Below are 26,500 nucleotides of genomic sequence, written 5' to 3'. Positions count from 1 at the left end.
CACCTCCCTGACCCTGAAGTGGCCCTGGGGCCCCCTCACCCACCAGGACGGCGCCACCCACCCCGCCACCTTCGTCAACCCCATCGGCTGACCCCCTGTCGGACGCCAGTCAGGCTTTGTCCAGGCCCTGACAGGACCTGACAGGCGCTCTAAGAGTTCGCCAACCACGCCAGCAAGCGGCCCCGCGACCAGCAGCGGCCAAGGGCCTCGGCGTGCAGAGCCGGCCCGCCGAAGACCGCCAGGCCGATGATGCTGTGGCCGGAGGCGCGGCGATCGCCGAGGGACGGTATCGTCGGCGCGACTCCGACCCCCTCCGCCGACACCCACGCCACCGGCCGGCCCGCCGCCGCTTCGTCGAGGCGGTGCAGGAAACGCAGGCGGCTTTCGAGCGGCAAGCGCGACAGCGACCACGTCGTGGTGACGACGGGCAGGGCGTCCGCGGGCACGCGGTCGAAAGCGTCGGGCAACACCTCGACGGCCTCACCTCGCAGCAGCAGCGGAGGAGCCGTCGCCGCCAACGCGATCTCCGCTTCGAGCCTCGCGGCCCGCTCGGGCTGATCCGGCTGATCTGGCCACAGGCAGGCGCGCAACCACCGGGCGTCATCCGCGTCGGTCACATCCACCGGGTCGAGGTCGATGCCGACCCTGGCGACGACCTCGGGCATCGCCCGCGTCGGAACGGGCCGGTCTCCCACGACCGAAGCCGACAAGTGCACGGGTGACGACGGATCGCCCAGCGCCTGCCCGTTGCCGTACGTGATGCCGACACGATCGACGTGGAGATCGAGCCCGGCCGAACAGTCCACGTCGATCAGCCCCACCGCATTCGCGCCCACCCGATGTGCCGCCTCGGCGATGGCCGGGTACAGCACGGCGCCGCGTCCGGTCTCATCGGCCCGTGTCCGCCGACGCGCGGCGAGGGTCACGACCGAGTCGGTCATGCGCAGCAGCGTGTCGATCGCCGCGCCTGCGGCGGCTTCACCGTCCGCGGCGGAATAGGCCGCGGCCAGCGCCGGGGCGCGCCCGGCGAGGGCGAGGTCGTGCAGCGCGGCGAGAATCACCGTGGGGTGCCGCCTGCGCGCCGGCGCAGCTTCGATGGCGCGCAGCGCCTCGTCGGACTCGCTCAGGGCGACGGCGATGTGCTCGTACAGCGGCGATGTCCCGGCGGCGACGCCCTCAGCGAAGCGTCGGTACACCTGAGCGAGGGTGCGCGCCCTGCCTTTGGGGGTGGCGTCTTGTGCGGTCGGCCCTGGCATCCGGCGATTCTAAGACGGCGATGGGGCTTGCCGCGAGGGAGGGACAGGCCGGTCGTTGGGCGAACCGAGGCGAGCGGGACGCTGCTGTGAAGCCCTGAATGACGTGCGGGACGGCGTGCCGGACCACCTCGTACAGCGCCTGGGAACCGCGGGCCCCCGGCCCCGGCTCCGACGCCCGAGGCCACACCCCCGCGGAATCCGGCACGGTGACGACGGCGCCGTCCGGCGGTGTGAAGCGCGTACCGACCGGGTCGTAGGCGGATGAGGAGGAGACCGGCTCCCCCGCTCGGGGGAGCGGCTCGGTGCCTCGACCACCTCAGAAGATGAGTGAGCGTCAGCCCCGGGCCCGATGCTCCGGAATACCGGCCATGGAACCGTTCCTCTTGATCACCCCATTCCACCGCATCAGGAGAACCAGGCCATGTCGGAATTCGCCATTTCCCGTTCAGAAGACACCGTTGCCGAGGTCCCGCCCCCGCCCCGATGGGCCGTACGAGCCGCTTATGCGTCGGCGCTTTCCGCGACCGTCGGGTTCATTCCGATCCACGCGATCTGGGCGCTGGGCATTCCCCTCTGGGCGAACGAGGAGAAGTTCCGGGAGTGGTACGCGGTCGGCGGCGGCCCGTACCTTCTCGTACTCAGCGGACTGGCCCTGCTGGCAGGAATCCTGGCGTTGAGCCTGGTCCGGCCGTGGGGCCTGGTGTTCCCGAGCTGGACTCCGCTCCTGGCCGGGCACAGAGTCCACCGCCGAACGCTGACCGCCACGGCCTTCGCCGTCTCGGCCTTCCTCCTCCTCTACACCGTCTGGGCCGCTGCACGGACGGTCAACGACTTCAACGATGACGGCATTTTCAGCCCCTGGATCGTCGTCTACGGAATCCCGCAATTCCTGGTGTGGGGCATCGGCCTGTTCATCGCCGCACACTCCTACCGCCATCGCACAACACCCGGACGCTGAAAGCGTTCACCGTGCACCCGACACGCCTCATCACCGCCAGATCGCGGTGTCGGGGTCGATGCCGTGCGCGCGTGCGCTGGTGTCGATGATGCGACGGAACCACGTGGCAAGGCCGGCGCGAATACCGTCGTAGTGGGCGGCGAATTCCGGGTCGGCCTCGTACATGCGGCCGAGGCAGACCTGCATCTGCCGGGTGAGGGGAAAGTACGAAGCGAAAACCTCGCGGTGCCACTCGACGAGTCGATTCGCTTCCGGGCTACCAGGTGTGACGCCGGCGTCCATCGCGTCCCCGAGGGCGCGCTCGAAGCCGGCCATGGCATCGGCGATGGCCTGCCATTCCTCCGGGCCGCGAGAGGCCGAACGCTCGGCGTACTGCAGCCATTGCGCCGTATCTCCGTAACGCTGACGGGCTTGGGCCGGCCATTCCGGATTCCACTGGGGGCCGAAGATCGCGGCCTGCTGCTCGACGGTCAGCAGCAGGCCGCGCTCGTGGGCGTCGATCATCCGGTCCAGTCCGGTGCTGAGTTGCCGGAAACGATCGATCCGCTCGGCAACCTGGGTGCGCTGCGCGCGCAGTGTGCCGAGCACATCCGCTGAGGAGTCGTCCAGGACAGCCCGGATCTTGTCCAGGCCGAGACCGAGCTCACGGTAGATGACGATGCGGTATAGGCGTTCCAGATCACCAGCGGTGTAGAGCCGGTACCCGGCAGCCGTGCGCAGCGACGGCCGCGCCAGGTCGATCTCGTCCCAGTGGTGCAGCGCGCGGACTGTCACGCCCAGGCGCGTCGAGACCTGACCAACGGTCAGGCCATCGGTATCGGTGGCATCATGCATGCTCCGTATTGTCACCGCGGCCGCCGTCCGGCGGGGTGATACCGACGGCTGCAAGGTTCCTTGCCTCCTGACTGGCGGGATCAAAGGGTTTCGCCGCGGTGAAAACGATCCGTGCGTTCTCGGGGGTCGTCACCGTCACGTCGCGGGTGTTCCAGGGAGTATCCCGCGGCCCGTCGACCGAGTCCGGGCGCAACGTACGACAAGCCTCGACGAGGGAATCGACCTGGCTGAGCACGCACGCAAAGCTGAGGCTCATCGCCGGCGTCTGCTCCGGAACGCTCGCCGCCGGAACCAGGAGTACGTCCTGGAATGCCCAACGGCGCAGATGTATCACCTTGCCGGGAATGCTGAACAGCTCGAAGAACCCGAGCCCACGGATCCAGAAGTCCATCGACGCCGCCACATCGCTCGTGGGGATCGTCACGAACGCGGGCATTCCATAAATCCCACGAAACGGCTCCGGCGGAACCGCATCCGGGCCGGGAGCGGGCACGGGGCTGATCTCGAACGCGTTGTAGTAGTCGCTCATGAGCCCCACTCTCCGGCCTCACGCAACGTGAGGGTCAAGCCGGGCCGTACAACTCGCCCTGTCGCGACGGTGCGGCCAGGGCAAGCGGGAGCAGCGTCACGTTCGTACCCGATACGTAGCGATCAGCGGTACCCGGTCCTCCAGCGGCAGGCCTCACGGCCGCCCGCGCCGCATTTCATCGGCGATCTCGGGGCGCCTCAGTCCGGTGAACGGGACTATCAAGGGCGGCTGCGACGACGCCGTGATCGCACCCAGCCATGGCGGGATCCTCATACGGCTCCCGCGCGTGCCGACGTGCTGACTACTTGCTGGACAGGCGGAGACCCCCGGACCAGTTCTCGCAGCGGACACGGCCAGCGCCGAAGGTGATCTCCAGCGCGAGCCGCCCGCTGTCCGGGTCCCCCTCTTCGCTGACTGCCAGTATCGTTCCGCCGAGGTGAGCAGCGAACGGGGTCTCGCCCCTGATCGGCGTCACCTCAATGCGACCTGACTCCGCCATGTCGAATCCCGCGAAGGGGGCTGTCGTCTCCACGATCAGGCACCAGTCCGAACCGGTCGTGACGTGCGTGGCGACAGCCTCGTCGTCGATCAGCCACACGTCCAGCGGGCCGGATGGATCCGCCGCGCCGTATCGGTGCCATGAGGCGACCACTTGCTCAAGACGTCGCCCGACCAGGTACCCGGGAAGCACACCGGCTCCGTGCAATGGACATTCGTTCATCCTCTTCGACTCCACCCGACGACCGTACTGTCAGGCAAACCCCCAGCTCGCGCCCTTATACGGGACAAGCCTCAGGCAGGAGGCGGGTCATCGAAGAGCACCACTCCGTACTGCCTCAGGATGTCGGTGTGTTCGGCGTCGCTGCGCGCGTCGGCGGGGCCGATCGCGTGGAAGTAGTCTTCGATGGCTCCGGGGTTGTTGATGACGAGGACTTCCGCGGCCGGCGTGATGGCCTGGAACGTGTGGGGGACCGATCGGGGCCCGTAGATGTAGGCGCCGGGCTCGGCATCGTGCACACCGCACGTGTCGAGCGAGGTCGAGCCGACCCAGAACCGGACGCGGCCGGACAGGACCACCCAGCTCTCGTCCTCCCGAAGGTGGCTGTGCAAGGGCGGCGCGTCCGCGCGGCCCACGGTGAGGCGCATGACGGTGACCGCTCCGTTCGTCTCGGCGCTGGTCACGACCTGCTCGATCACGCTCCGGTAGTAGCGGAAGTCCGGGCCGTCGCCCGGGTTCCGTACGAGAGCGATGCTCATGTGAGGCCCCCTCCCGACGCGCGGCCCCTGGTCGGTGGCCGGTTCGACGGAGTCACATTGATTGATTACTCAATGATTGCCCGCGTTGAGGACTCACACCACATGGTGTACCAACTTGGCTTGTTCTTGGGCCTGGAGGGGGCAAATGCGCTGGACGCACTTGGCGATAATCGCGGGCTATTTGTTGTCACGGTGCGTGGGGACCGGCGGGAACGTGTCGTGGGCGTGGACCCGGAGCAGGAATGCGGCCCAGCTGCGGTAGGGCTTCCAGTGCGCGGCAATCTTGGACAGGTGGGTGAAGTCGGTGGCTGCGGCTGCGTCGAGCCCGTATGCGGCGGCGGTGGCTTGGTGGACGCGTGGTTCGTGGCGGGGGAAGACGTCGGGGTGGCCTGCTCCGCGAATGAGGATCAGTTCGGCGGAGAAGGGACCGATGCCGGGCAGGGCGCGCAGTTCGGCGAGGGCGTAGTCAGCGGGCAGGGCGCGCAGACGGGCTGCGTCGAGTTGTCCGTCGAGAGTGGCTTCGGCCAGCGCGTGCAGCCGCTGGACCTTGAGGTCGGTCAGTCCGGGCATGTGGGTGAGGTTGCGCAGGACGGCGGGTGTGGGGAATGCGTGCAGGGTCTGGCCGGCGATGTGCATACGGTGTCCGTACCGGCGGGCGATATGGGCTTTGATGGCGGCCGCCTGGGTCTTGCGGATGCGGTTCCCGATGATGGTCCAGGCGGCGGCTTCATAGGGTGAGTGGAAGCACACCGGGCGCAATCCCGGGTATTGCGCCATGAGTTCGGCCATCACGGGGTCCGCGCCAAGGGCCGGGAATCCGGTGCCGTCGATGTCGAGGGAGAGGATGCGGGCGAGTTGGGCTTGTACGGCCGCGTCGGTATCCGCGTCGGTATGGGTGTCGGGATGGAGCGTGAATGTGGTTTGCAGGGTGCTTGTGCCGCCGTCTGTTGCCGGGTTCTGTTGGACGGTGGCGGCGACCACGGAGGTTGCGTCGTCGGAGGGGAAGGCCAGGCGGAGGATTCCGTCCGCCGGAGGGGTATGGCTCGCGGGAGTGAAGCTCTCCAGGAACCGTATGCCGGACGCGAGTGAGAAGGGGCCGGCGGGGGTGAGGGAAACCGTGGGCATATCAGCCCCGGTGCGCGGTGAGTATATAGCCCTCGGGGCCCTCGAAGGAGAACTTCGGACCGAAGGGGCTTTCCTCGATCGGGGTCAGGATGGTGACCCCGGCGGCGGTGAGCCGGTCGTGGAGCTCGCGGGGGTCCGGGGTCCGGAACCACAGCACCACTCCCAGGCCGGGGCGCGAGGCCTCGGCGAGGTTGACTCCCGGGAGCGGCTCGCGGACGGCGAACGGGGTCGGCTCGGTGTCGAATACGACCGCGTGGGGCGGCGAGACGGCGGCCCGGCGCATCCCCAGGAGCTGCTCGCAGAAGACTGCTGCCGCTTCCAGGTCGCGGACCTGGAGGGCGACGAAGTCGGGGCCGTCGACGGTGACAGACATGGTGATCCTCAGTTCCTGGGGTGGCGTGGCGTGATGTGGTGTCAGAGGTTTGACATGGGTCACGTTAGGTCCGGAGCGACCCGTATGTCAAAGTGTTGACATGGGCGTGTTTCGCTGCTGCCTGCACCGGCCCCCGCGTCTGCGTCCGCGCCCGTTCGCCACGCTCGACACACTGACCGGAGCGGTACCTCCGGTCACGGCAGGGCGCGCGTACGGTGAGTGCCGGGGCCGCTGTGGCCCGGCCTGGCGCGGTGTGGTGCGGCGGGGAATCACCGCGCAGGCGCTCGGTCGGATGGCCGGGCGGCCGAACGACGGAACAAGGCGAGGACAGGACGCAGTGACTACGCACGAAACGGTGTCCGCACCCGGTGGGGTGGTGCTCGACGGCGACCTGGAACTGCCGGACTCGCCGCGGGCCGTGGTGCTCTTCGCCCACGGCAGCGGCAGTTCGCGGCGCAGTCCCCGTAATCGCGCGGTCGCCCTCGCGCTGCGCCGCTCCGGTCTGGCCGCCCTGTTGCCGGATCTGCTGACCGCGCAGGAGGCGGAGGAGGACGCCGCCTCCGAGCGGTACCGCTTCGACGTCCCGCTGCTGTCCGAGCGGCTGGTCGCGGCGGTCGACTGGCTGTGCGAGCATCCGGCCACCCGGGGCCTGCCGCTGCACCTGTTCGGCGCCAGTACGGGCGCGGCCGCCGCCCTGGTGGCGGCCGGGCGGCGGCCTGCCCGGGTCCGGTCCGTCGTGAGCCGGGGCGGCCGGCCCGACCTGGCGGGGGAGGCGTTGGAGCAGGTACGGGCGCCGGTGCTGCTGTTGGTCGGAGAGCTGGACACCGAGGTGCTGCGGCTCAACCGCGAGGCCGCTTCGAAGATGCACGCGCCCTGCGAGGTGGAGGTCGTGCTCGGAGCCACGCACCTGTTCGAGGAGCCCGGCACCTTGGAGCAGGTGACCGAATCGGCGCGGGAGTGGTTCCTGCACCCGCCGGCGCCCGCCGCCGAGTCCTCCCGGTCGCCCGGTTCCGGGGGCGGCGATGGCGGCTGAACCGCTGGACTCCGACCTGACGCGGATTCTCGACACCGCCCTGCCGCTGGCGGACGCCGCCACGCTGGACCCGCTGATGGACCGGATCGGCGACGCCCGCTACGTCCTCCTGGGGGAGGCTTCGCACGGCACCGCCGATCACTACTGGTGGCGGGCCCAACTGACGCAGCGGCTGATCGCGGAGAAAGGGTTCGCCTTCGTCGGAGTCGAGGGTGACTGGCCCGACTGCCTCGACCTGCACTGCTCGGTGACCGCGGCACCCGGCGCGCCCGAGGACCCGCAGAAAGCCCTGGAGGGCTTCCGCCGCTGGCCGCGCTGGATGTGGGCCAATACGGACGTGGCGCGCTTCGCCGGATGGCTGCGTGCACACAACACGGGCCTGCCGCCCGGGGAGCGGGTCGGTTTCTACGGCCTGGACGTCTACAGCATGTGGGAGTCCCTGGAGGCGGTGCTGGGCTACCTCGGCGAGCACCACCCGGACCAGGTGGGACAGGCGGAAGAGGCGTACCGGTGCCTCGAACCGTACGGGCAGGACCCGCAGACGTACGCCCTGGCGACCCGGACGCTGCCCTCCGGATGCGAACCCGAGGTGGTGCGGCTCCTGGTGGCCCTGCGCGAACGGGCCCGGCGGCCGGAAGACACCTCGTCCGTGGCGGACCTCGCCGCGCTGCAGAACGCCGAGACCCTCGCCGGAGCGGAACGCTACTACCGGGCGATGGTTCACGGCGGACCCGAGTCGTGGAACATCCGCGACCACCACATGGCCGACACCCTGGACCGCCTGACGGCACATCACGGCCCCGGCGCCAAGGCGGTGGTGTGGGCACACAACACCCACGTCGGCGACGCGCGGGCCACGGCCATGGCCCCGGCCGGGATGATCAACATCGGCCAGGTGGTACGGGAACGGCACGCCGCGGACGGTGTCGTGCTCGTCGGCTTCGGCTCGTACCAGGGATCGGTCGTCGCGGGCAGCCGCTGGGGAGCGCCGGCCCGGACGCTGCGCATCCCCGAGGCCCGCACCGGCAGCGTCGAAGAACTGCTCCACCAGGCGCTGCCCGAGGAGCGGGCACTGTTCGTCTTCCCGCCACGGGACACCGGCACCGGCCTGCATCCGGAGGCCGGGGCACCGGCCGGCTGGGCCGGAGTGCGACGCGACCACCGGGCCATCGGCGTCGTCTACCGGCCGGAGCAGGACGCGTATGCCAATTACGTACCCACCACGCTCGCCCAGCGCTACGACGCTTTCCTGTACCTGGACCGCACCCACGCCCTGACCCCGCTGCACCCCGAACCGCCCGCCACCGGCGAGGAGGAGACCTGGCCCACCGGCCAGTGACACCGGCCACGGCCATGGGGCAGTGATGCCGGCCATGGCCACTGGTCAGTATCGCCGGCCACTGCTACCGGCCAGTGATCCGTCTCCTTCAGCCACCAGGTCCTCTCGGCGTCCCTCGACGACCGAGGGCAAGGAGCAACCATGCGTTTCACCGACCGTCGGCACGCGGGCCGCGCCCTCGCCCAGTGGCTGCACGCCCCGGCCGACGACGCCGAGCACGCCGCGGCCGGGGTACCCGACCACGCGGCCGGTGCCCCCGGCGCCGTGACGTGGCCGTACGGTGCGGCCGACCCGCTCGTACTCGCCCTGCCGCGCGGCGGCGTGCCCGTGGCCGCGGAGATCGCCCGGGAGTTCCAGGCGCCCCTCGACGTGCTGGTGGCCCGCAAGATCGGCGTACCCGGCTCGCCCGAGACGGGCATCGGCGCCATCGTCGACGAGGAACAGCCCGTCTTCGACCACCGGGCCCTGCGGTTCCTGGGCCTGGCCGAGGACCGGCTCGCCCCGTCCGTGGCACGCGAACGCGCCGAACTACACCGGCGGGAAGAGCTCTACCGCGAGGGCCGCCCCGAACCCCGTATCACCGGGCGGACCGTACTCCTCGTCGACGACGGCCTCGCGACCGGCCTGACCGCCCTCGCCGCGCTGCGCCATCTGCGCCGCCGGCAGCCCGCGCACCTGGCGCTCGCCGTACCGGTCGGCTCCCGCAATGCCGTCGCGGACCTGTCCGAGGAGGCCGACCGGGTGCTCGTCCTGCACGAACCCGACCACTTCCGGGCGGTCGGTGAGTGGTACGACGACTTCAGCCAGGTCGGTGACGACGAAGTGATCGCCGTGCTGCGCGCCGCGTCCTCCGCGGCGTGAGAGGGCGAGGGGCGCGGGGCCCGGAAAGTGGTCGACAGGCCGGGTCGAGGCGCAGTGGGATCGCCCGGACCGTCCGCGTACGGAGCGGGCCGACGGCAGGAGCCGCACTTGGCGACCGGGAGAAGAGCGGGGGAGGGCGCCGGGGAACGAACGGATGACGCAGCCAGGGCCGGAGTGGGGAACGGGGGCGGAGCCGAATTCCCGGGCGCCGGCCACCGGCCTGAACGCCCATGTCTCGTACGCCGCCACCGAACCCCGGGGCGCCGCGCAGACCACCCGTCAGATCACCGCGGCGCCGGCCGGTTAGGCGGCGGGAGCCCGACCGGGCCGTTCCGTGGCCGGTGTCAGGCGTCGTACGGCCAGTAGTCCGCCGATGCCCGGCAGCAGGGCGAGACCGACGGCGGTTGGGGTGCGGCGCCGGTCTCGGGCGGTGGCGACGACGGTGAAGAGGTAGGCGCAGCCGTGGACGGGGCCGGTCAGGGAGGAGACGGCGGGCAGGTGCGCGGTCGCGAGGTTGCCCAGCAGGACGACGAGCGAGACGAGTTCGACGGCGGCGGCGATACGGAGGAGGTGTCTGTCGCGTCGCACGGTCACGCTCCCGTGGTGGAACCGGGGCGGATGATCATGAGGACGGTCACGACGGCCCACAGCAGGTTGAAGACGCCGGTGAACATCGCGAGCCGCGCGGTGGCGCTGTGCTCCACCGGGGACCCGGCGCCGTCGAGCCGGCCGAGCAGCTCCTCCTGGCCCGGGAGGACCAGCAGCGCGAGAATGCCTGCCGCCGCGGCGGTGAGCACGATCGAGATGATCAGCCATGTGTCGCCGAGGACGCCCAGGCTGCTGGCGGTGGCGAAGCCGAAGACCGGTACGGCCAGGCCGATGCCGGCGTAGACGCGGCAGATCCGGTGCAGCAGCCGGACGCCGGAGAGTGCGGCGGCGTCCGGCCCGGACGTCTGGGCCCGGCGTACCGCGGCGGGGAACATGCTGGCCGCCACCGTCACCGGGCCGACGGCGAGGATCGCGGCCAGGACGTGCACGGCGAGGAGGAACTTCGTCACCGGCCGGCTCCGGACCGTGCGTGCCGGGAGGCCGGGGGAGCGGCGGCAGCCGAGGCGCGGGGAACGCGGTCGGCATACACGAAAACAGGCATGAAAACAGGCATGAAAGGGGTGTTTCCTTCTTCAGCTCAGGCGCGGGCGGCGTGCTGGCGCACCACCGCCCGGCAACGTGCAGCGCAAGGCTAGGACGGGCAGCCACCGGTCCCCCATGGGCTGAAACGACAATTTCCAACGGGTTCCCGCCACCGCGCCCCCGCCTGGAGCCGAAGCCGGCACACCTCCCTGACCTGGCTGTTCGTGGTCGTGGGCGCTCGCTTACCGTGTCCCCATGCATACGGTGGCGGTACTGGCCCTGGACCATGTGGTGACGGCCGACATGGCGACCCCGATCGAGGTGTTCGCGAGCACCCGGCTGGCGGACGGGGGCCACCCGTACCGGGTCCGGGTCTGCGCGCCGCAGCCCCAGGTGATTACCGAAACGTTCACGCTCATCGCCCCGCACGGTCTGGAGGCGCTGCGGGACGCGGACACGGTCGTCGTACCGGGCTGTTCGGTCCGCGCCGCTCCTCCGGGTACGGAGGTGTGCGACGCGCTGCGCGCGGCTGCGGCCGCCGGCACCCGCATCGTCTCCATCTGTACGGGCGCGTTCATCCTCGCCGAGGCCGGGCTGCTGGACGGGCTGCGCGCGACCACCCACTGGGTGGCGGCCGACCAGCTGGCCGAGAGGTTCCCGCGCATCGACGTACGGCCGGACGTGCTGTACGTGGACAACGGCCAGATCCTGACCTCGGCCGGGGCCGCCGCGGGGCTGGACCTGTGCCTGTACCTCATCCGCCGGGACTTCGGCTCGGCGGTCGCGGCCAACTCGGCGCGGTTCGCGGTGACGCCGCTGGAACGCGAGGGCGGGCAGGCGCAGTTCATTGTGCAGGCCCGGCCGCCCGTACCACAGGGTTCCCTGCTGGAGCCGGTGCTGGCGTGGCTCGATGACCACCTCGACCAGGACATCACCCTCGCGGACATGGCCGCGCACAGCGGGCTGAGTGAGCGGACGTTCAGCCGCCGCTTCCGGGAGCAGACGGGCACCACGCCGCTGCAATGGCTGCTGCGGGCGCGGGTGCGGCGCGCGCAGTTCCTGCTGGAGACCACCGAGTACGGTGTGGAGCGCGTCGCGGCCCAGTCCGGTTTCGGATCGCCCACCGCCTTCCGGGAACGGTTCAAGCGTGTCGTCGGCGTCACCCCGCAGTCCTATCGCTCGTCCTTCCGCTCGTCCTGCCGCGCCAACGCGTCCTGAACGGGGCGCGGTCACACGATCGGGTGGCATGATCGAGTGGCATGGACACACTGCCGTTCGACGCTGTGCTGGTTGACTTCGACGGGGTCGTACATCTGTGGGACCCCGACGGGATGTCCGCACTGGACCGTTCCTGGGGGCTGGCCGAAGGGACCTTGGCCGGGGCAGCGTTCGGCGACGAGCTGCTGCTGCCGGCCGTCACCGGGCAGTGCAGCGATGAACAGTGGCGGTGCCGGGTCGCGGAGGCCCTGGCCCCGGCCTGCGGCTCGTCCGAGCGGGCCAGGGAACTGGTCGCCGCCTGGAGCGCGCTCACCGGGCAGGTCGACACCGATGTCGTGGAACTCCTGTCCGAGCTGCGCGGCAAGGTGCCGGTGGTCCTGGTTTCCAACGCCACCACCCGGCTGGAGACCTACCTCGCCGGGGCGGGCCTGGGGGAAGCGTTCGACGCGGTGGTCAACAGTGCACAATTCGGGGCGGCCAAACCGGACCCCCGCCTCTTCCGGGCGGCCGCCCGGCGGGCCGGAGCGGAGGAGCGGCGCTGCCTGTTCATCGACGACACCGCCGGCCATGTCGCGGCGGCCGGGGCGATCGGGATGACAGGGCTGCACTACCGGCACATCGGTCAACTGCGGGAGGTGCTGGCGCCGATGCTCGGTTGAGGCGGCCGGTTCGAGTGGCGGCCGCCCGGCTGGAATGGCAGGTCGGGCGCTCAGCACGTACGCCGGGTTGTCCGGTACGGGACGATATCCACGGGAGCAGCGGCCACCCTGCCCATCGGCTCGCCGGGCATGGTCTTCCGCCGTTCCCTCGTCACGGGCATGACTCCTCCGTACCACCAACCGAAAGGCAGCCAGGTGACCGCACAGCACCCCACCGCAGGCACCGGCACGGCCGGCCGCGTCCACCGCGACTGGTGGCGGCAGGCCGTCACCTACCAGATCTACCCCCGCAGCTTCGCCGACTCCGACGGCGACGGCATCGGCGACCTGCCCGGCGTCACCTCCCGGCTCGGCCACCTCGCCGGCCTGGGCGTGGACGCCGTCTGGCTCAGCCCCTTCTACCCCTCCCAACTCGCCGACGGAGGCTACGACGTCGCCGATTACCGTGACGTCGACCCCCGCCTGGGCACCCTCGACGACTTCGACGCGCTGGTGGCAGAGGCACACCGGCTGGGCCTGAAAGTCATGGTCGACATCGTGCCCAACCACTCCTCGGACCAGCACGTGTGGTTCCAGGAGGCGCTGCGCTCCGCTTCCGGGTCCGCCGCGCGCGAACGGTACGTCTTCCGGGAAGGCAAGGGCGAGCACGGCGAACTGCCGCCCACCGACTGGGCCTCCTGCTTCGGCGGCCCCGCCTGGACCCGGCTGCCCGACGGCTGGTGGTACCTCCACCTCTTCGCCCCGGAGCAGCCGGACTTCAACTGGGACAACCCCGAGGTGCACGCGGAGTTCCGCACGACGCTGCGCTTCTGGTCCGACCGCGGGGTGGACGGTTTCCGCGTCGATGTGGCACACGGCCTGGCCAAGGACCTGACCGCGCCGCTCCGCGACACCGGCGGCGTCGAGGCGTACGAACCGGACGACCTGCCCGAGGACGGCAGCCACCCTTTCTGGGACCGCGACGAGGTGCACGACATCTTCCGCGACTGGCGCAAGGTCTTCAACGAGTACGACCCGCCGCGCGTCGCGGTCGCCGAGGCGTGGGTACGCAACTCCCGCCGCACCGCCTACGCCACCCCGCAGGAGCTGGGCCAGGCCTTCAACTTCGATTTCCTGACGACGGCCCTGCACGCCGGTGAACTGCGTGCCTCCATCGACACCGCGCTCGCCGACGCCCGCGCCGCCGGAGCCACGGCGACCTGGGTGCTTTCCAACCACGACGTGATCCGGCACGCCTCCCGGCACGGCCTGCCGGACGGCTGTGACGAGGAGGCGTGGCTGCTGTCCGACGGCCTGGCACCCGCCTTCGAACGGGAGTACGGGCTGCGCCGGGCGCTCGCCGCGACCCTGCTGATGCTGGCGCTGCCCGGCGCCGGTTACCTCTACCAGGGCGAGGAACTGGGCCTGCCGCGCCGCACTGCGGCTGCGCCGTGAACTGCTCGACGACGAGGCCCTGGAGTGGGTCAGCGGCCCCGAATCAGTAGCTGAAGGGCTGCTGCATTTCCGCCGCTCGGGCGGCTGGCACTGTCTGACGAACCTGTCGGACAGCCGGAAGCCGTTGCCCGACGGCACCCTGCTGCTGTCCTCCGCACCGGTCACCGGCGGCTTGCTGCCGCCGTGGACGACGGCCTGGGTCCGTACGGCGACGCACCGGGGCTCGGGTGAGAAGGGCGTGGAGCGGGCGGCCGTGTCCGTGGGATCACCGCCGCCGTTTCCTCCATGACCGGTGCGCGTCGCGCGGCCGCGCGGCCTTGTGCCACTGCTGGGAGGAGAACGCTCATGAGGACACGTCCCAGGAGGATGGCCGGGGCCGCGGCGCTCGTGGCGTTTCTGTGCGCGGGGGCCGCGGCACCGGCCGCACCCGGCGGCGCGCGGCCGGGGAGCGGTGCCGTGCAGGACAGCGTCACCGTACGGATCGACACCGGTCAGGTACGGGGCGTCCGGTCCGCCCGGCACCGCATCTTCCAGGGCATTCCGTACGCCGGACCGCCCAAGGGCGCGTTTCGCTGGGCGGCCCCGCGTCCGGTGGCGTCGTGGCGCGGGGCCCGGGACGCCACCCGGCCGGGGCCGCTGTGTCCGCAGGTCCCGTCCCCGTACGCGCGGGTGTCCAGCGAGGAGGAGGACTGCCTGGTCCTCAACGTCACCACGCCCGCCCGCGTACGGCGCCCCGCGCCCGTACTGGTGTGGATCCACGGTGACGGCTCGGTTGGCGGCGGCAGCTTCTTCGACGCGCGGCGGCTCGCGGACCGCGGTCTCGTGGTCGTCACGGTCAACTACCGGCTGGGAGTGTTCGGCGGCTTCGCCCACCCGGGCCTCAAGGGCTCGGGGACCTTCGCCCTCCAGGACCAGCAGGCCGCGCTGCGCTGGGTGCGCCGCAACGCGGGCGTCTTCGGCGGCGACGCGGGGAACGTGACGGTGGCGGGCTCCTCGTACGGCGCATCCGCCATCACCGGACACCTCACCTCGCCGGGGGCCCGGGGGCTGTTCCACCGGGCCGCCCTGTCCAGCGGCGAGGGCATGATGGACATGCCGGCCGGGGCGATGGGGCCCGGCGTACCCGGTTACCCGTGGTTCGTCTGGCGCTCGGCCCGGGAGATGGAGGACATCAGCGCGGAGATGACCGCCCCGCTCGGCTGCGCGGCGCCCGAGCCCGCACGGACCCTGCGGTGCCTGCGCGCCCTGCCGGTCAAGAAGATCCTCAAGGTCCCGTACATCATGAACGCCTTCCAAGTGTTCGCCTACGGTAACGAGACCCTGCCGGAACTCCCGCCGGACGCCCTGCGCGCGGGCCGCTTCCACCGGGTGCCGGTGCTCTCCGGTGCGACCCGCGACGAACACCGGACCTTCGTGGGGATGCTGTACGACGCCGTCAACAAGCCCTTTACGAAGGAGGATTACGACCGGTCCCTCGCGACGGCGTTCGGCGGCCACGCCGAGCGGGTGCGCGCCGCGTACCCGCTGACGGCGTTCCCGTCACCGGCCATCGCATGGTCCGCGGTCGTCACCGACCGGATGTGGGCCCGGGGAACGCACGCCCAGCACACGGCGCTGGCACGGCGCGTCCCGGCGTACGCCTACGAATTCGCCGACCGCAACGCGCCCCTGTACCTCCCGCTGCCCGGCCGCTTCGACTTCGGCGCCTATCACGCGGGCGATACGCCGTACCTGTTCGAGGAGGCGGCGGCGCAGCGGCGTTTCACGGCCGCGCAGCGGTGGCTTTCGGACACGATGACGGACCAGTGGGCCGCGTTCGCCCGCACGGGCACGCCCAACGGGCCCCGCCTGCCGGCCTGGCTGCCCTACCGGCACGACGACGCACGCCCGTACACACAGGCGCTGTCGCCGGACCGCATCGCGCCGGTCGATTACGCCGGGGAGCACGCGCTGGAATTCTGGCACCGGCTTCCGTGAAGCGACATGGTCCGGCCCGCCGCGTGCGGGCGGCGGTCAGGCGCCGACATAGGCCGCCAAGTGCTCGCCGGTGACCGTGGAACGGGCGGCGACGAGATCGGCGGGCGTGCCCTCGAAGACGATCCGGCCGCCGTCGTGGCCGGCGCCGGGACCGAGGTCGATGATCCAGTCGGCGTGCGCCATGACCGCCTGGTGGTGCTCGACGACGATCACCGACTTGCCGGAGTCGACGAGCCGGTCCAGCAGGCCGAGCAACTGCTGGACGTCGGCGAGGTGGAGGCCGGCGGTCGGCTCGTCGAGGACGTGGACACCGCCCTTGTCGCCCATGTGCGTGGCGAGCTTGAGGCGCTGCCGCTCGCCGCCGGACAGGGTGGTCAGCGGCTGGCCGAGGCTCAGGTAGCCGAGCCCGACGTCCGCGAGCCGGCCGAGGATGCGGTGGGCCGCCGGAGTACGGGCCTCGCCGTCGCCGAAGAACTCCTGGGCCTCGGCCACCGGCATCGCGAGCACCTCGCTGATGTCGCGCCCGCCGAGCCGGTATTCGAGCACCGAGGGCTGGAACCGCTTGCCCTCGCACTCGTCGCAGGGGGAGGCGACACCGGCCATCATCGCCAGGTCGGTGTAGATGACGCCGGCGCCGTTGCACTGCGGGCAGGCGCCCTCGGAGTTGGCGCTGAACAGGGCCGGCTTCACGCCGTTGGCCTTCGCGAACGCCTTGCGGATCGGGTCCAGCAGCCCCGTGTACGTCGCCGGGTTGCTCCGCCGTGAACCGCGGATCGGCGTCTGGTCGACCGATACCACCCCCGCGCCGGCCGGGATCGAGCCGTGCACGAGTGAGCTCTTGCCGGAACCCGCCACGCCGGTGACCACGCAGAGCACCCCGAGCGGGAGGTCCACGTCGACGTTCCGCAGGTTGTGCTTCGCGGCGCCGCGGATCTCCAGCGCGCCGGTGGCCTTGCGTACCGTCTCCTTGAGGGCGGCCCGGTCGTCGAAGTGGCGGCCGGTGACGGTGCCCGAGGTGCGCAGTTTCTCGACGGTGCCCTCGAAGCAGACGGTGCCGCCCGCCGTACCGGCGCCGGGGCCGAGGTCGACGACGTGGTCGGCGATGGCGATCGTCTCCGGCTTGTGCTCCACGACGAGCACGGTGTTGCCCTTGTTCCGCAGCCGCAGCAGCAGGTTGTTCATCCGCTGGATGTCGTGCGGGTGCAGGCCCGTGGTGGGCTCGTCGAAGACGTAGGTGGTGTCGGTGAGCGAGGAGCCGAGGTGGCGGATCATCTTGACGCGCTGGGCCTCGCCGCCCGACAGGGTGCCCGAAGGCCGGTCGAGCGAGAGGTAGCCGAGGCCGATCTCCACGAACGAGTCGAGGGTGTGCCGGAGCGTCGTGAGCAGCGGTGCCAGCGAGGGCTCGGCGAGGCCGTTCACCCAGGCGGCCAGGTCGCTGATCTGCATCGCGCACGCGTCGGCGATGCTGGTCCCGGCGATCCGCGACGACCGGGCCGCCTCGCTCAGCCGGGTGCCGTCGCACTCGGGGCAGGTCTGGAAGGTGACCGCCCGGTCCACGAACTCCCGGATGTGCGGCTGCATCGCCTCCCGGTCCTTGGACAGGAACGACTTCTGGATCTTGGGGATCAGCCCCTCGTAGGTGAGGTTCACCCCCTCGACCTTGACCTTGGTCGGCTCCCGGTACAAGAAATCCTGCATCTCCCGCTTCGTGAACCTGCGGATCGGCTTGTCCGGGTCCAGCAGGCCCGACTCGGCATAGACCCGTACGGTCCAGAAGCTGTCCGACTTCCAGCCGGGGATGGTGAACGCGCCCTCGGCGAGCGACTTGGAGTCGTCGTAGAGCTGGGTGAGGTCGATGTCGGAGACCGTGCCCCGGCCCTCGCAGCGCGGACACATGCCGCCGGTACGGCTGAAGGTCGCCTTCACCGCCTTCTTGCCGCCGCGCTCCACGGTGATCGCGCCGCTCGCCCGGACCGAGGGCACGTTGAAGGCGAACGCGCCGGGCGAGCCGATGTGCGGCTGCCCGAGCCGGCTGAAGAGGATGCGCAGCATCGCGTTGGCGTCGGTGACGGTGCCGACCGTGGAGCGCGGGTCGGCGCCCAGCCGCTGCTGGTCGACGATGATCGCGGTGGTCAGCCCTTCCAGCACATCGACCTCGGGCCGCGCCTGCGCCGGCATGAAGCCCTGCACGAAGGCGCTGTACGTCTCGTTGATCATCCGCTGTGACTCGGCGGCGATCGTGTGGAAGACCAGTGAGCTCTTGCCCGAGCCGGAGACACCGGTGAACACCGTCAGGCGGCGCTTCGGGACCTCGATGCTGACGTCCTTGAGGTTGTTCTCCCGCGCCCCGTGCACACGGATCAGGTCGTGGCGGTCGGCGACGTGCGGCGCAGGCGACTGCGGGTCCGGTCCTACGGCCTTGCTCATCGTGTCTCCCTCTGTGGCGGGGGCCGCCTGCGCGGTCTCTCCGGCATGACGCTAGTTGCGGGGCGGGGTTCCGCGCTTCTCGATTCGTGATCGATTCGGCCGACCGCGCGAGGCCCCGGCCGAACGGCGGGTTCCGTTTCCTTCGGCCCAGTGATCCGCTGATGGGCTTTTTGTGTAAAGATTCCCTGCCCGGCCCGGGTGGGCCGGGGTGACAAGGGGAAAATTCGTGAAATCAACGATCCTCAGATCCGCCGTCGGCACGGTGCTCGCCGTGGCCGCGGCGGCCATGTGTCTGCCCGCCTCGTCCGCCGCGGCGGCGCCGCGTACCGCCGGCGTGGACCGGACGACGACGCAGACCTTCAGCCGTACCGCCGACGCCGTACTGACGCAGCGCACGGCGGCGCTGCTCGACAGCCGCTCGGGCCGAATAGCCCCGCTGCCCCGCAAGCAGGTGCACCTGTCGGCCCGCCTGGCGCGGGCGGAGGACGCCGGGGTGTCCTCGCTGCGGGCCCGCAAGCAGCGGCTCGCCGCCCTGGGGGAGGCGTACACCGCCGCCGACACCCAGGTCACCGTGGACGGCACCCGGCTCAGCGGCCGGCACGCCACGGTGGAGGTCACCGAGAGCACCACGCTCACGTACAAGAAGATCCGCGGCGACGAACCGGCCACGACCGGCTTCAAGGCGCGCCACGAGATGGACTTCACCGCGGCCCCGGGCGGCACCTGGGAACTGACGGGGATCCGGTCCAAGGACGACGGGCCCGGCGCGATCAACGCCCCGACGCTGCGGGCCGCGACGGTCGCGGACGCCGGCGACACCATGCCCAGCGCGCTTCCCGCCGGCACCTCGCGGCCGCTGCGCCCGTCGCCCCGGAAGCAGCTGACCGGCGGTTATGACTACGCCGCCATGGCCGCGTACTCGGAGAAGTACTGGCGGAACTACAACCCCCAGTACCGCAAGTTCAACGCGGCCGGCGGCGACTGCACGAACTTCCTGAGCCAGGCCCTGAAGGCCGGCGGCTGGAAGACGGAGGGCGGCGCGTCCTCGGACTACCGCAAGTGGTGGTACGACGCCGACCACCAGTCCGACAGCTGGGTGGGGGCCAACGAGTGGTCCTGGTACGCGCTGAACTCCCAGCGCGTGACCAGCCTGTCGAACGTCTACCAGATGGACGTCGGCGACGTCATGCAGATGGACTTCGACGGTGACGGGTCCAAGGACCACTCCATGATGACCACGTACCGCAGCAGCTACGGCGTGCCGTATCTGACGTACCACTCGACCAACACCTACCGGAAGTCGGTGGCGAGCATCATCGCGTCCTACCCGGACTCGGTCTACTACGCCTACCGCACCTGACGGCAGGGCCGGGCGGCCCCGTCGTGCCGCCCGGCCGCCGTCCGTGCGGCGGGCCGTGGGCCCGGCCGACCGGCCGGGCCCGTGGTGTGGCGCGATATGGGGGGCCAGGGGTTGATGAGTGGCATGACACCTCTGTGATACTTGGGCCAGAACACGTGTTTTGGTGCCAGGGGGTAGGGAAATGTCGAAGAGGAGCGCGCTCGGCGCGCCGGCTCTGGTCACCGTGGCGGCTCTCGCCCTCGGCTTGACGGCCTGCGGTTCCGAAGACCAGGGTGCGGACAAGAAGGAGGCGGCGCCCTCGAAGGACGCCGCCCAGCAGCGGCCGGCACCGCCGGAGGGCGGCGCGGGCAAGGCCGGGGGGACGCCGAAGCCCGAGGAGAAATGGGACGGCAAGGTCAAGGTGCTCGGGGACGGCTCCACGTCCTACACCGGGCCGCAGCCCCACCAGCCCAAGCCCACGAAGCTCAAGCCCGGTGAGAAGCCGCCGCAGTTCGTGGTGTTCTCCTGGGACGGCGCGCTGGAAGGCGGCGACCATCTCTTCTCGCATTTCCGGGAGGTGGCCAAGGAGAACAACGCCAAGATGACGTACTTCCTCACCGGCACCTATCTCCTGCCGAAGGCGAAGGCGACGATGTACAAGCCGCCGCAGCACAAGCCGGGCGCTTCGGCGATCTCGTACGCGACGAATGAGCACATCAAGGACACCCTGCGGCAGCTCCGGAGCGCGTGGCTGGACGGCAACGAAATCGGCACCCACTTCAACGGCCACTTCTGCGGGGCCAAGGGCGGCGGCGACTGGAGCGTCGCGGAGTGGAAGAGCGAGATCGAGCAGTCGTACTCCTTCGTCCAGAACTGGAAGACGAACACCGGCTACACGAGCCTGCCCCCGCTGCCCTTCGACTACAAGAAGGAGCTGGTGGGAGGGCGTGCGCCCTGCCTGGAGGGACAGGAGAACCTGCTCACCGCGGCCAAGGGGTTCAACTGGCGCTACGACGCCAGCTCACCCGGCGACTTTCAGATATGGCCGTCGAAGAAGAACGGCATATGGAACTTCCCGCTGCAGCTGCTGCCCTACCCGCAGAGCGAGAAGCAGGTCCTTTCCATGGACTTCAACTTCCTCTTCAACCAGTCCGGTGACAACACCAAGGGCGATCCGGCGAAGTACGAGCAGTGGCGGAAGCTGACCCGGGACGGATATCTCAACGGATTCAACCGCGTCTACCACGGGAGCCGGGCGCCGCTGTTCATCGGCAACCACTTCGAGGACTGGAACGGTGGCATTTACATGAAGGCCATCGAAGACGTCGTGAAGGCGGTGTGCACGAAGAAGGAAGTACGCTGCGCCACCTTCAAGCAGGTGGCCGACTGGCTGGACGTCCAGGACCCCGCCGTCCTGCAGCGGATGCGCGGGCTGGACCCGGCACAGATCACGGACTGGTCCTCGGTGGTGAAGTAGCCCGGGGTGCCGGAGCGCACGAAAGCCCCCGGCCCGCGTCCCTGAAGCAGGGGCGCGGGCCGGGGGCTTTCCGTGGCGCGGGCGCTACTTGGCGGTCATGTACCGCGTCCAGATGTCGATCGGGTACGGGCTGCCGAGCGCGCCCTTCGCCCGGCCGCCGATGCCGTCCAGCGGCTGCAGCTCCTGGCTCTTGGGGTCGATGCGCGCGAGGGAGACGGCGGTCGACAGGGTGCCGCGGTAACCGACGAACCAGGAGGACTTGTTGTCCTGCTCGGTGCCCGTCTTGCCGGCCGCGTCCGGGCCCGCCGCCTTCGCCGCGGTGGCCGTCCCCCGGCGTACGGACTCCCGCAGGGCGTCGTCCACGGCGCCCGCCACCTGCTGGGGCAGCACCTGCTCGGCGGCCGGTTTGCCGACCGGCACGTCGGCGCCGTTGCGCCTGAGCTTGCCGACCGAGTACGGCTCGGTGTGCTTGCCCCGGCCCGCGAACGTGGCGTACGCGTCGGCCATGCGGATCGCGCTGGGCGTGGCGGTGCCCAGGGCGAAGGACGGCAGTTTCTCGCCGAGGCTGCTCTCCAGCAGCCCGGTCTGCACGCCGACCTTGCCGACCCGCTCCAGGCCCACGTCCATGCCCAGCTGCATGACCGTGGTGTTGACGGACTGCGCGACCGCGCTCCTCAGCGGGATCCTGCCCCAGGACTTCCCGCCGTCGTTCTCCGCCTTGGCGATCTTTCCCGCGCGGTCCCAGTACGGGCCTTCCGGGGTCCGCAGGGTGATCTTGTTGTCGCCGTCGTAGACCGTGGCCGGCGTGACGGGGGTACGGGGCTTGCCGCGCTCGCGCTCGACGCCGTCGCGCAGCGCCGCCGCGTAGACGAACGGGGTGAAGGCGCTGCCCGCGGGCACCACGGAGGAGTTGGCGTCGTTGAAGCCCTGCTTCAGGTAGTCGGGACCGCCGTACAGGGCCACGATCCGCCCGTCCGTGGTCACCGACGCCGCGCCGATGCGCACGTCGCGGTCGGCCGCGCGGCTCACCGGGTCGAGCTTGGACCGTACGTCCCCGACCGCCTTGGACAGCGCCGCCATCCGGGGCTTCTCGAAGGTGGTGTGGATCTGGTAGCCGCCGAGGGCGAAGTCCTTCTCGGAGATGTCGGTGTGCGCGCCGACGTAGGCCCGGGCCGTCTCCACGAGATAGCCGTTCTGGCCGGTCAGCCCGGCGGGCTTGGGCGGGGCCTGCGGCTCGGGGAAGTGGGTGTAGCGGCCCCGCTCCTCCGCGGAGAGCTTGCCGATGGCCACCATCCGGTCCAGCACCCATTTCCAGCGTTCCACGGCGCGCTCGCGGGGCTCGGCGCCGAGCCCCGGGTCGTACAGCGCGGCTCCCTTGAGGAGCGAGGCGAGGAACGCGCCCTCGCTGACGTTCAGCTGGGAGGCGTCCTTGCCGTAGTACGCGTGCGCGGCGCGCTGGATGCCGTAGGTGCCGCGCCCGTACCAGCTGGTGTTGAGATAGCGCTCGAGGATCTCGTCCTTGGTCATCTTGTTGTCGAGCTTGATCGCGATGAACATCTCGCTGAGCTTGCGGGTGAACGTCTGGTCCTGGTTGAGGTAGGCGTTCTTCACGTACTGCTGGGTGATGGTGGAGCCGCCCTGGGTGTCGCCCCCGGTGACCATCCGGGTGGCGGCGCGGATGATGCCGCTGGGCGAGATGCCGCTGTCCGAGTAGAACGTCTCGTTCTCGGCGGCCAGCGCGGCCCACCGGACCTTCTCCGGTACCGAGCCGAGGGGCATGTCCTGCCGGTTGATGTCTCCGGTACGGGCCATCTCGGTGCCGTCGGCCCAGTAGTAGACGTTGTCCTGCTGGGTGGCGAAGGCGTTGAGGTCGGCGGGTATCTCGGTACGCGCGTACATGATCGCCAGCAGTCCGGTCAGCACGCCGATGAAGGAGCCGGTCAGCCCGAGCGTCTGGCGCCAGGAGGGCACCCAGCGCCGGAAGCCCGAGCGTCCCGGGCGCGGGTAGGCCGGGCGGCGGAGCCGGAGTCTGTGGCGGTTTGCGGCCCACCACCGGCCGAGGGCGGACCAGCGGCCGGCCGCGGCGGAGGGTGTGGTGGCCCGGGCATGTGCCCCTTTTCGACGTTCGATCACCGCTCGACCCTATGGGATTACTCCCCGTACGAATGTTCTGCTCTGCCACGGAAACGTTACATTTCCGGAGCGACGGGCCGACCGGACAGCGGTGGTGCCGCTCGGCGGGCCGGTCCCGATGACGGTCGGCGCGCCGGCCGGCCGAGGGGCGGGCCCGCCGGAGACCGGGGCGCGGCGCCCCGGCCGGTCGTCGTGCGCACGGGGGACGGCCGGGGCGGGCCGCGCGGTCTCCGGCGACCCTGGGGGGAGGACAGTGAATTCGGTCACCGACATGCCCATGGGGCCGAATGGGTCCCGTAATTCGAACAGCGTCCGCAATTCCTGAGCGGGGTGCGAAACTTCCATGATGACGGGCCTGCGGTTACGCCGCGGTTACAGCCCCGATTCCGCTGAATTCGGGCAGGGCGGGAATGTCCAACCGCCCAATGAGGGCGGTTGGACATCGTGCCGGAAGGTCAGAACTCAGAAGGCAGACTCGGCGCCTTGGGCGCGGCAGGGCAGTCCTCGGTGCAGGTGAAACCGAGCGCCGGGGTCTCCGGAGTCACCGCGGCGGGCTCCTTGGGCAGGCTGCTGTCCGACGGCAGCTTCGACGCGCAGGCCTTGGCCGCGGACCGGTAGGCCTTGGAGACCGGGTTGATGTTGCCACCCGACTTCAGCTGAAGCTGGCCGTTCTCCTTGATGGTGATCCCCGGGAAGTCCTTGATCCCGTTGTCCTTCATGCACTGCGTGAACGCCTCGGCCTGGCGCTCCCGCGTCGCCGAGTCCCCGGCGGCCTTGCCCGTACCGCTCGACGCCGACGCCGAGGACGAGGCCTGCGCCGTCCGGGCGACGGACTGCGACGACGAGGCGGCCGGTGCCGCGGACGACGTGGTCTGGAGTGCCAGCACGGTCCCGCCGGCCGCCAGCGCCGCGACGAGCAGCGGTACGGCGAACAGCCGGCGCTTCTTGCGTGGTGTTTCCTCTTCGGACGGTGTTGACATGTCAACTCCTCTGGGACGCTGGGTGTCTGGAAGCCAGTTCAGCAACCGGGCGGTTACCGCGACGGAACACCGGGTGTTAAGTGCCTGTAACCCCGACCGGGCCTTACGCCGCTGTAACCGCCCCCCGCGCAAGATCACAATCAACGGTGCCGAACCGACGGTGGGGGCCATGCGGATTCTGGTGGTGGAGGATCATCGCGATCTCGCGGAGACGCTGGCCGCGGGCCTGCGCAGGGAAGGCATGGCGGTCGACGTCGTCCTGGACGGGAAGGCCGCGCTGGAACGCACCGCGGTCAACCGGTACGAAGTCGTCGTCCTCGACCGCGACCTGCCCGGCCTGCACGGCGACGAGGTGTGCCAGACCCTGATCACCGAGGGCAATCCGGCGCGGGTGCTGATGCTGACGGCCGCCGCCACGATCGAGGACCGGGTCGAGGGCCTGACCAGCGGCGCCGATGACTATCTGCCCAAGCCTTTCGCCTTCGCCGAACTGGTCGCCCGGATCCGCGCCCTGGGGCGCCGCAGCCAGCCCGCGCTGCCCCCGGTCCTGTGCCACGCCGACCTCAAGCTGGACCCCGGCAAGCGCACCGCGCAGCGGGCGGGCACCCGGCTCGACCTGAGCCCCAAGGAGTTCGCGGTGCTGGAGCTGCTGCTGGCGGCGGGCGGCCGGGTGGTCTCCGCCGAAGAGCTGCTGGAGCGGGCCTGGGACGAGGCCGCCGACCCGTTCACCAACACCGTCAAGGTCACCGTGAGCCGGCTGCGGCGCAAGCTGGGCGACCCGCCGCTCATCGAGACGGTCGCCCAGGCCGGCTACCGGATCTGAGGGGAGCCGGGATGCGCCGCGCACACCCCAGGGTCCGGTGGACCATCCGGCTGCGGCTGACGCTGCTGTACGGGGCGCTCTTCCTGGTCACCGGGGTACTGCTGCTCACCGTCGTCTACCTGCTGGTGGCCGGCCGGCCACCGTGGGCCGGCGTCGACCCGCCCTCCCCGCCCGCCGCGACCGTGACGCCCAGCGGCCTCGGCGCCGCCGCCGACGTACCGGCCCCGACGGTGGATCTGGAGCAGCAGTTGCAACAGCAGCGCAGCGACTACCTCGAAAAGCTGCTCACCTCGTCCGGAATCGCGCTGGCCCTGCTGACCTTCCTGTCGGTGTGGCTGGGCTGGCTGATGGCCGGCCGGGCGCTGCGGCCGCTGCGGACCATGGCCGACACCGCGAAGGCGATCTCGGCGAACGACCTGCACCGGCGGCTCGGAGCGCCCGGCCCGTCCGACGAGATCAAGGATCTGGCCGACACGTTCGACGCGCTCCTCGACCACCTCGAAGGCGCGTTCGAGGCGCAGCGCCGGTTCGTCGCCAACGCCTCCCACGAGCTGCGCACTCCGCTCACCTTCGAGCGCAGTCTGCTGGAGATCACCCTCGCCGACCCGGACGCGAGCGCCGCCGAACTGCGGGAGACCTGTGTCCGCGTGCTGGGCAGCAACGCCCGGCAGGAGAAGCTGATCGAGGCGCTGCTGACGCTGGCCCGCAGCCAGCGCGGCCTGGACCGGCGGGTGCCGGTGGACCTGGCGGGGCTGGCCGCCGAATACCTCGGCCGGCCCCGCGACACCGACGGCCCGCCCGGCGTACGGATCGGCAGCGACCTGGCACCGGCCGCCGTGCTGGGCGATCCGCCGCTGGTGGAGCGGCTGCTCACCAACCTCGTCGACAACGCGGTCCGGCACAACGTGCCCGACGGGCGGGTTCGGGTGTGGACGGGCCTGCACGAGGGCCGGCCCGCGCTGAGCGTGCGCAACACCGGGCCCGAGGTCCTGCCCTCCCAGCTCGACCTGATCTTCCAGCCGTTCCAGCGGCTGCGCGCGACCCGGCTCGGCGGCCACGACGGCCAGGGCATCGGCCTGTCGATCGTCGCGGCCATCGCGGCCGCCCACGACGCGCAACTGCATGCCGAGGCACTGCCGGAAGGCGGCCTCGAAATCCGCGTCAATTTCCCACCCGTCGCACACTGACGCCACGGGGAATTCCCCCGCTTTCTGGACGTCAATGTTCCGCTGTCTGGACACTGCGCGGCTCCGGTCCGGTGCGGGTATGTTCGCCGCAAGAGCTGCCGCCGCGCGCCCCGGAAACCATGTGGCCGCGCGGCGTTGTAATTCCACGGG

The 26,500-nt window shown here is 70.8% G+C and carries 23 protein-coding genes and 2 pseudogenes; 13 read left to right on the top strand and 12 right to left on the bottom strand.

Features of this window, described 5'->3' with window-relative positions; translation table 11 throughout:
- Positions 1-149 precede the first annotated feature (149 nt).
- Positions 150-1,196: a DUF2332 domain-containing protein gene (locus tag ACZ53K_RS27880; RefSeq protein WP_468841620.1), complete on the bottom strand. Its 1,047-nt coding sequence runs from the start codon at positions 1,194-1,196 to the stop codon at positions 150-152.
- A 481-nt stretch (positions 1,197-1,677) separates the two neighbouring features.
- On the opposite strand from ACZ53K_RS27880, the gene ACZ53K_RS27875 reads away from it, so the two are divergent.
- On the top strand, positions 1,678-2,214 hold the full coding sequence (locus ACZ53K_RS27875; RefSeq protein ID WP_468841618.1) for a hypothetical protein: 537 nt from the start codon (positions 1,678-1,680) through the stop codon (positions 2,212-2,214).
- A 30-nt stretch (positions 2,215-2,244) separates the two neighbouring features.
- Here the strand turns inward: ACZ53K_RS27875 and ACZ53K_RS27870 are convergent, their stop codons facing one another.
- The 6 genes from ACZ53K_RS27870 to ACZ53K_RS27845 form a co-directional block, all read right to left on the bottom strand.
- The gene (locus ACZ53K_RS27870; protein WP_468841616.1) at positions 2,245-3,048 is read right to left on the bottom strand and encodes a MerR family transcriptional regulator; all 804 of its coding nucleotides are present in this window, start codon (positions 3,046-3,048) and stop codon (positions 2,245-2,247) included.
- Positions 3,041-3,577, bottom strand: coding sequence for a VOC family protein (locus ACZ53K_RS27865; protein WP_468841614.1), 537 nt, complete (start codon positions 3,575-3,577; stop codon positions 3,041-3,043). Before ACZ53K_RS27865 ends, ACZ53K_RS27870 begins: the two co-directional genes overlap by 8 nt.
- 301 nt (positions 3,578-3,878) lie before the next feature.
- Positions 3,879-4,268 (bottom strand): hypothetical protein, encoded by a 390-nt coding sequence (locus ACZ53K_RS27860; RefSeq protein WP_468841612.1) that lies wholly within the window; start codon positions 4,266-4,268, stop codon positions 3,879-3,881.
- Positions 4,269-4,369: 101 nt separating this feature from the next.
- Positions 4,370-4,834, bottom strand: a complete 465-nt coding sequence (locus tag ACZ53K_RS27855; protein WP_468841610.1) for a cupin domain-containing protein — start codon at positions 4,832-4,834, stop codon at positions 4,370-4,372.
- Positions 4,835-5,011: 177 nt separating this feature from the next.
- Positions 5,012-5,959, bottom strand: a complete 948-nt coding sequence (locus ACZ53K_RS27850; RefSeq protein ID WP_468841608.1) for a DNA-3-methyladenine glycosylase family protein — start codon at positions 5,957-5,959, stop codon at positions 5,012-5,014.
- A 1-nt stretch (position 5,960) separates the two neighbouring features.
- A complete protein-coding gene (locus tag ACZ53K_RS27845) occupies positions 5,961-6,332 on the bottom strand; it encodes a VOC family protein (protein WP_468841606.1) in 372 nt (123 codons plus the stop codon).
- Positions 6,333-6,669: 337 nt separating this feature from the next.
- Between ACZ53K_RS27845 and ACZ53K_RS27840 the strand changes: the two genes are divergently transcribed.
- The 4 genes and pseudogenes from ACZ53K_RS27840 to ACZ53K_RS27825 all read left to right on the top strand — a co-directional run.
- On the top strand, positions 6,670-7,365 hold the full coding sequence (locus tag ACZ53K_RS27840) for a dienelactone hydrolase family protein (protein WP_468841604.1): 696 nt from the start codon (positions 6,670-6,672) through the stop codon (positions 7,363-7,365).
- Entirely contained in the window at positions 7,355-8,704 is a 1,350-nt protein-coding gene (locus tag ACZ53K_RS27835) for an erythromycin esterase family protein (protein ID WP_468841602.1), read from the top strand. Before ACZ53K_RS27840 ends, ACZ53K_RS27835 begins: the two co-directional genes overlap by 11 nt.
- A 141-nt stretch (positions 8,705-8,845) precedes the next feature.
- Positions 8,846-9,565 (top strand): phosphoribosyltransferase, encoded by a 720-nt coding sequence (locus ACZ53K_RS27830; protein ID WP_468841600.1) that lies wholly within the window; start codon positions 8,846-8,848, stop codon positions 9,563-9,565.
- Between the two features lie 205 nt (positions 9,566-9,770).
- Positions 9,771-9,872, top strand: a pseudogene (locus tag ACZ53K_RS27825) (phosphotransferase); the annotation flags it as partial.
- On the opposite strand, the gene ACZ53K_RS27820 reads toward ACZ53K_RS27825, so the two are convergent.
- Together ACZ53K_RS27820 and ACZ53K_RS27815 are read right to left on the bottom strand one after the other, a co-directional pair.
- Entirely contained in the window at positions 9,869-10,153 is a 285-nt protein-coding gene (locus ACZ53K_RS27820) for a DUF3817 domain-containing protein (RefSeq protein ID WP_468841598.1), read from the bottom strand. The pseudogene ACZ53K_RS27825 and the gene ACZ53K_RS27820 overlap by 4 nt on opposite strands.
- Before the next feature lie 2 nt (positions 10,154-10,155).
- The gene (locus ACZ53K_RS27815; RefSeq protein ID WP_468841596.1) at positions 10,156-10,623 is read right to left on the bottom strand and encodes a DUF2269 family protein; all 468 of its coding nucleotides are present in this window, start codon (positions 10,621-10,623) and stop codon (positions 10,156-10,158) included.
- A 328-nt stretch (positions 10,624-10,951) separates the two neighbouring features.
- Between ACZ53K_RS27815 and ACZ53K_RS27810 the strand changes: the two genes are divergently transcribed.
- The 4 genes and pseudogenes from ACZ53K_RS27810 to ACZ53K_RS27795 all read left to right on the top strand — a co-directional run bounded on the left by ACZ53K_RS27810 (position 10,952) and on the right by ACZ53K_RS27795 (position 15,984).
- Positions 10,952-11,914: a GlxA family transcriptional regulator gene (locus ACZ53K_RS27810; protein WP_468841595.1), complete on the top strand. Its 963-nt coding sequence runs from the start codon at positions 10,952-10,954 to the stop codon at positions 11,912-11,914.
- Between the two features lie 41 nt (positions 11,915-11,955).
- Positions 11,956-12,573, top strand: coding sequence for an HAD family hydrolase (locus ACZ53K_RS27805; RefSeq protein ID WP_468841594.1), 618 nt, complete (start codon positions 11,956-11,958; stop codon positions 12,571-12,573).
- A 159-nt stretch (positions 12,574-12,732) separates the two neighbouring features.
- A pseudogene (locus ACZ53K_RS27800) lies at positions 12,733-14,296 on the top strand (alpha-amylase family glycosyl hydrolase).
- Positions 14,297-14,352: 56 nt separating this feature from the next.
- Positions 14,353-15,984, top strand: a complete 1,632-nt coding sequence (locus ACZ53K_RS27795) for a carboxylesterase/lipase family protein (protein ID WP_468841593.1) — start codon at positions 14,353-14,355, stop codon at positions 15,982-15,984.
- A 36-nt stretch (positions 15,985-16,020) separates the two neighbouring features.
- Here ACZ53K_RS27795 and ACZ53K_RS27790 read toward each other — a convergent pair whose 3' ends face one another.
- Positions 16,021-18,411 (bottom strand): ATP-binding cassette domain-containing protein, encoded by a 2,391-nt coding sequence (locus tag ACZ53K_RS27790; RefSeq protein WP_468841592.1) that lies wholly within the window; start codon positions 18,409-18,411, stop codon positions 16,021-16,023.
- Between the two features lie 226 nt (positions 18,412-18,637).
- On the opposite strand from ACZ53K_RS27790, the gene ACZ53K_RS27785 reads away from it, so the two are divergent.
- Positions 18,638-19,771 (top strand): amidase domain-containing protein, encoded by a 1,134-nt coding sequence (locus tag ACZ53K_RS27785; RefSeq protein ID WP_468841590.1) that lies wholly within the window; start codon positions 18,638-18,640, stop codon positions 19,769-19,771.
- Between the two features lie 181 nt (positions 19,772-19,952).
- Complete coding sequence (locus ACZ53K_RS27780; RefSeq protein ID WP_468841588.1) at positions 19,953-21,227, top strand: polysaccharide deacetylase family protein; 1,275 nt, start codon at positions 19,953-19,955, stop codon at positions 21,225-21,227.
- An 84-nt stretch (positions 21,228-21,311) separates the two neighbouring features.
- Here the strand turns inward: ACZ53K_RS27780 and ACZ53K_RS27775 are convergent, their stop codons facing one another.
- Both ACZ53K_RS27775 and ACZ53K_RS27770 read right to left on the bottom strand, forming a co-directional pair.
- Positions 21,312-23,360 carry a transglycosylase domain-containing protein gene (locus ACZ53K_RS27775; RefSeq protein ID WP_468841586.1) on the bottom strand — a complete coding sequence of 683 codons (2,049 nt, stop codon included), beginning with the start codon at positions 23,358-23,360 and terminating at the stop codon, positions 21,312-21,314.
- 455 nt (positions 23,361-23,815) lie between these two features.
- Positions 23,816-24,340: a hypothetical protein gene (locus ACZ53K_RS27770; protein WP_468841584.1), complete on the bottom strand. Its 525-nt coding sequence runs from the start codon at positions 24,338-24,340 to the stop codon at positions 23,816-23,818.
- Positions 24,341-24,509: 169 nt separating this feature from the next.
- Here ACZ53K_RS27770 and ACZ53K_RS27765 point away from each other — a divergent pair, with 169 nt between their 5' ends.
- Together ACZ53K_RS27765 and ACZ53K_RS27760 are read left to right on the top strand one after the other, a co-directional pair.
- Complete coding sequence (locus ACZ53K_RS27765) at positions 24,510-25,163, top strand: response regulator transcription factor (RefSeq protein ID WP_468841582.1); 654 nt, start codon at positions 24,510-24,512, stop codon at positions 25,161-25,163.
- A gap of 11 nt (positions 25,164-25,174) precedes the next feature.
- On the top strand, positions 25,175-26,350 hold the full coding sequence (locus tag ACZ53K_RS27760; RefSeq protein WP_468841580.1) for a sensor histidine kinase: 1,176 nt from the start codon (positions 25,175-25,177) through the stop codon (positions 26,348-26,350).
- The last annotated feature ends 150 nt before the right edge of the window (positions 26,351-26,500 follow it).

The organism is Streptomyces sp. NPDC033221 (genome assembly GCF_055577005.1).
The sequence above is the reverse complement of the archived record's forward strand: the minus strand, read 5'-3'. Positions and strand labels throughout refer to the sequence as shown.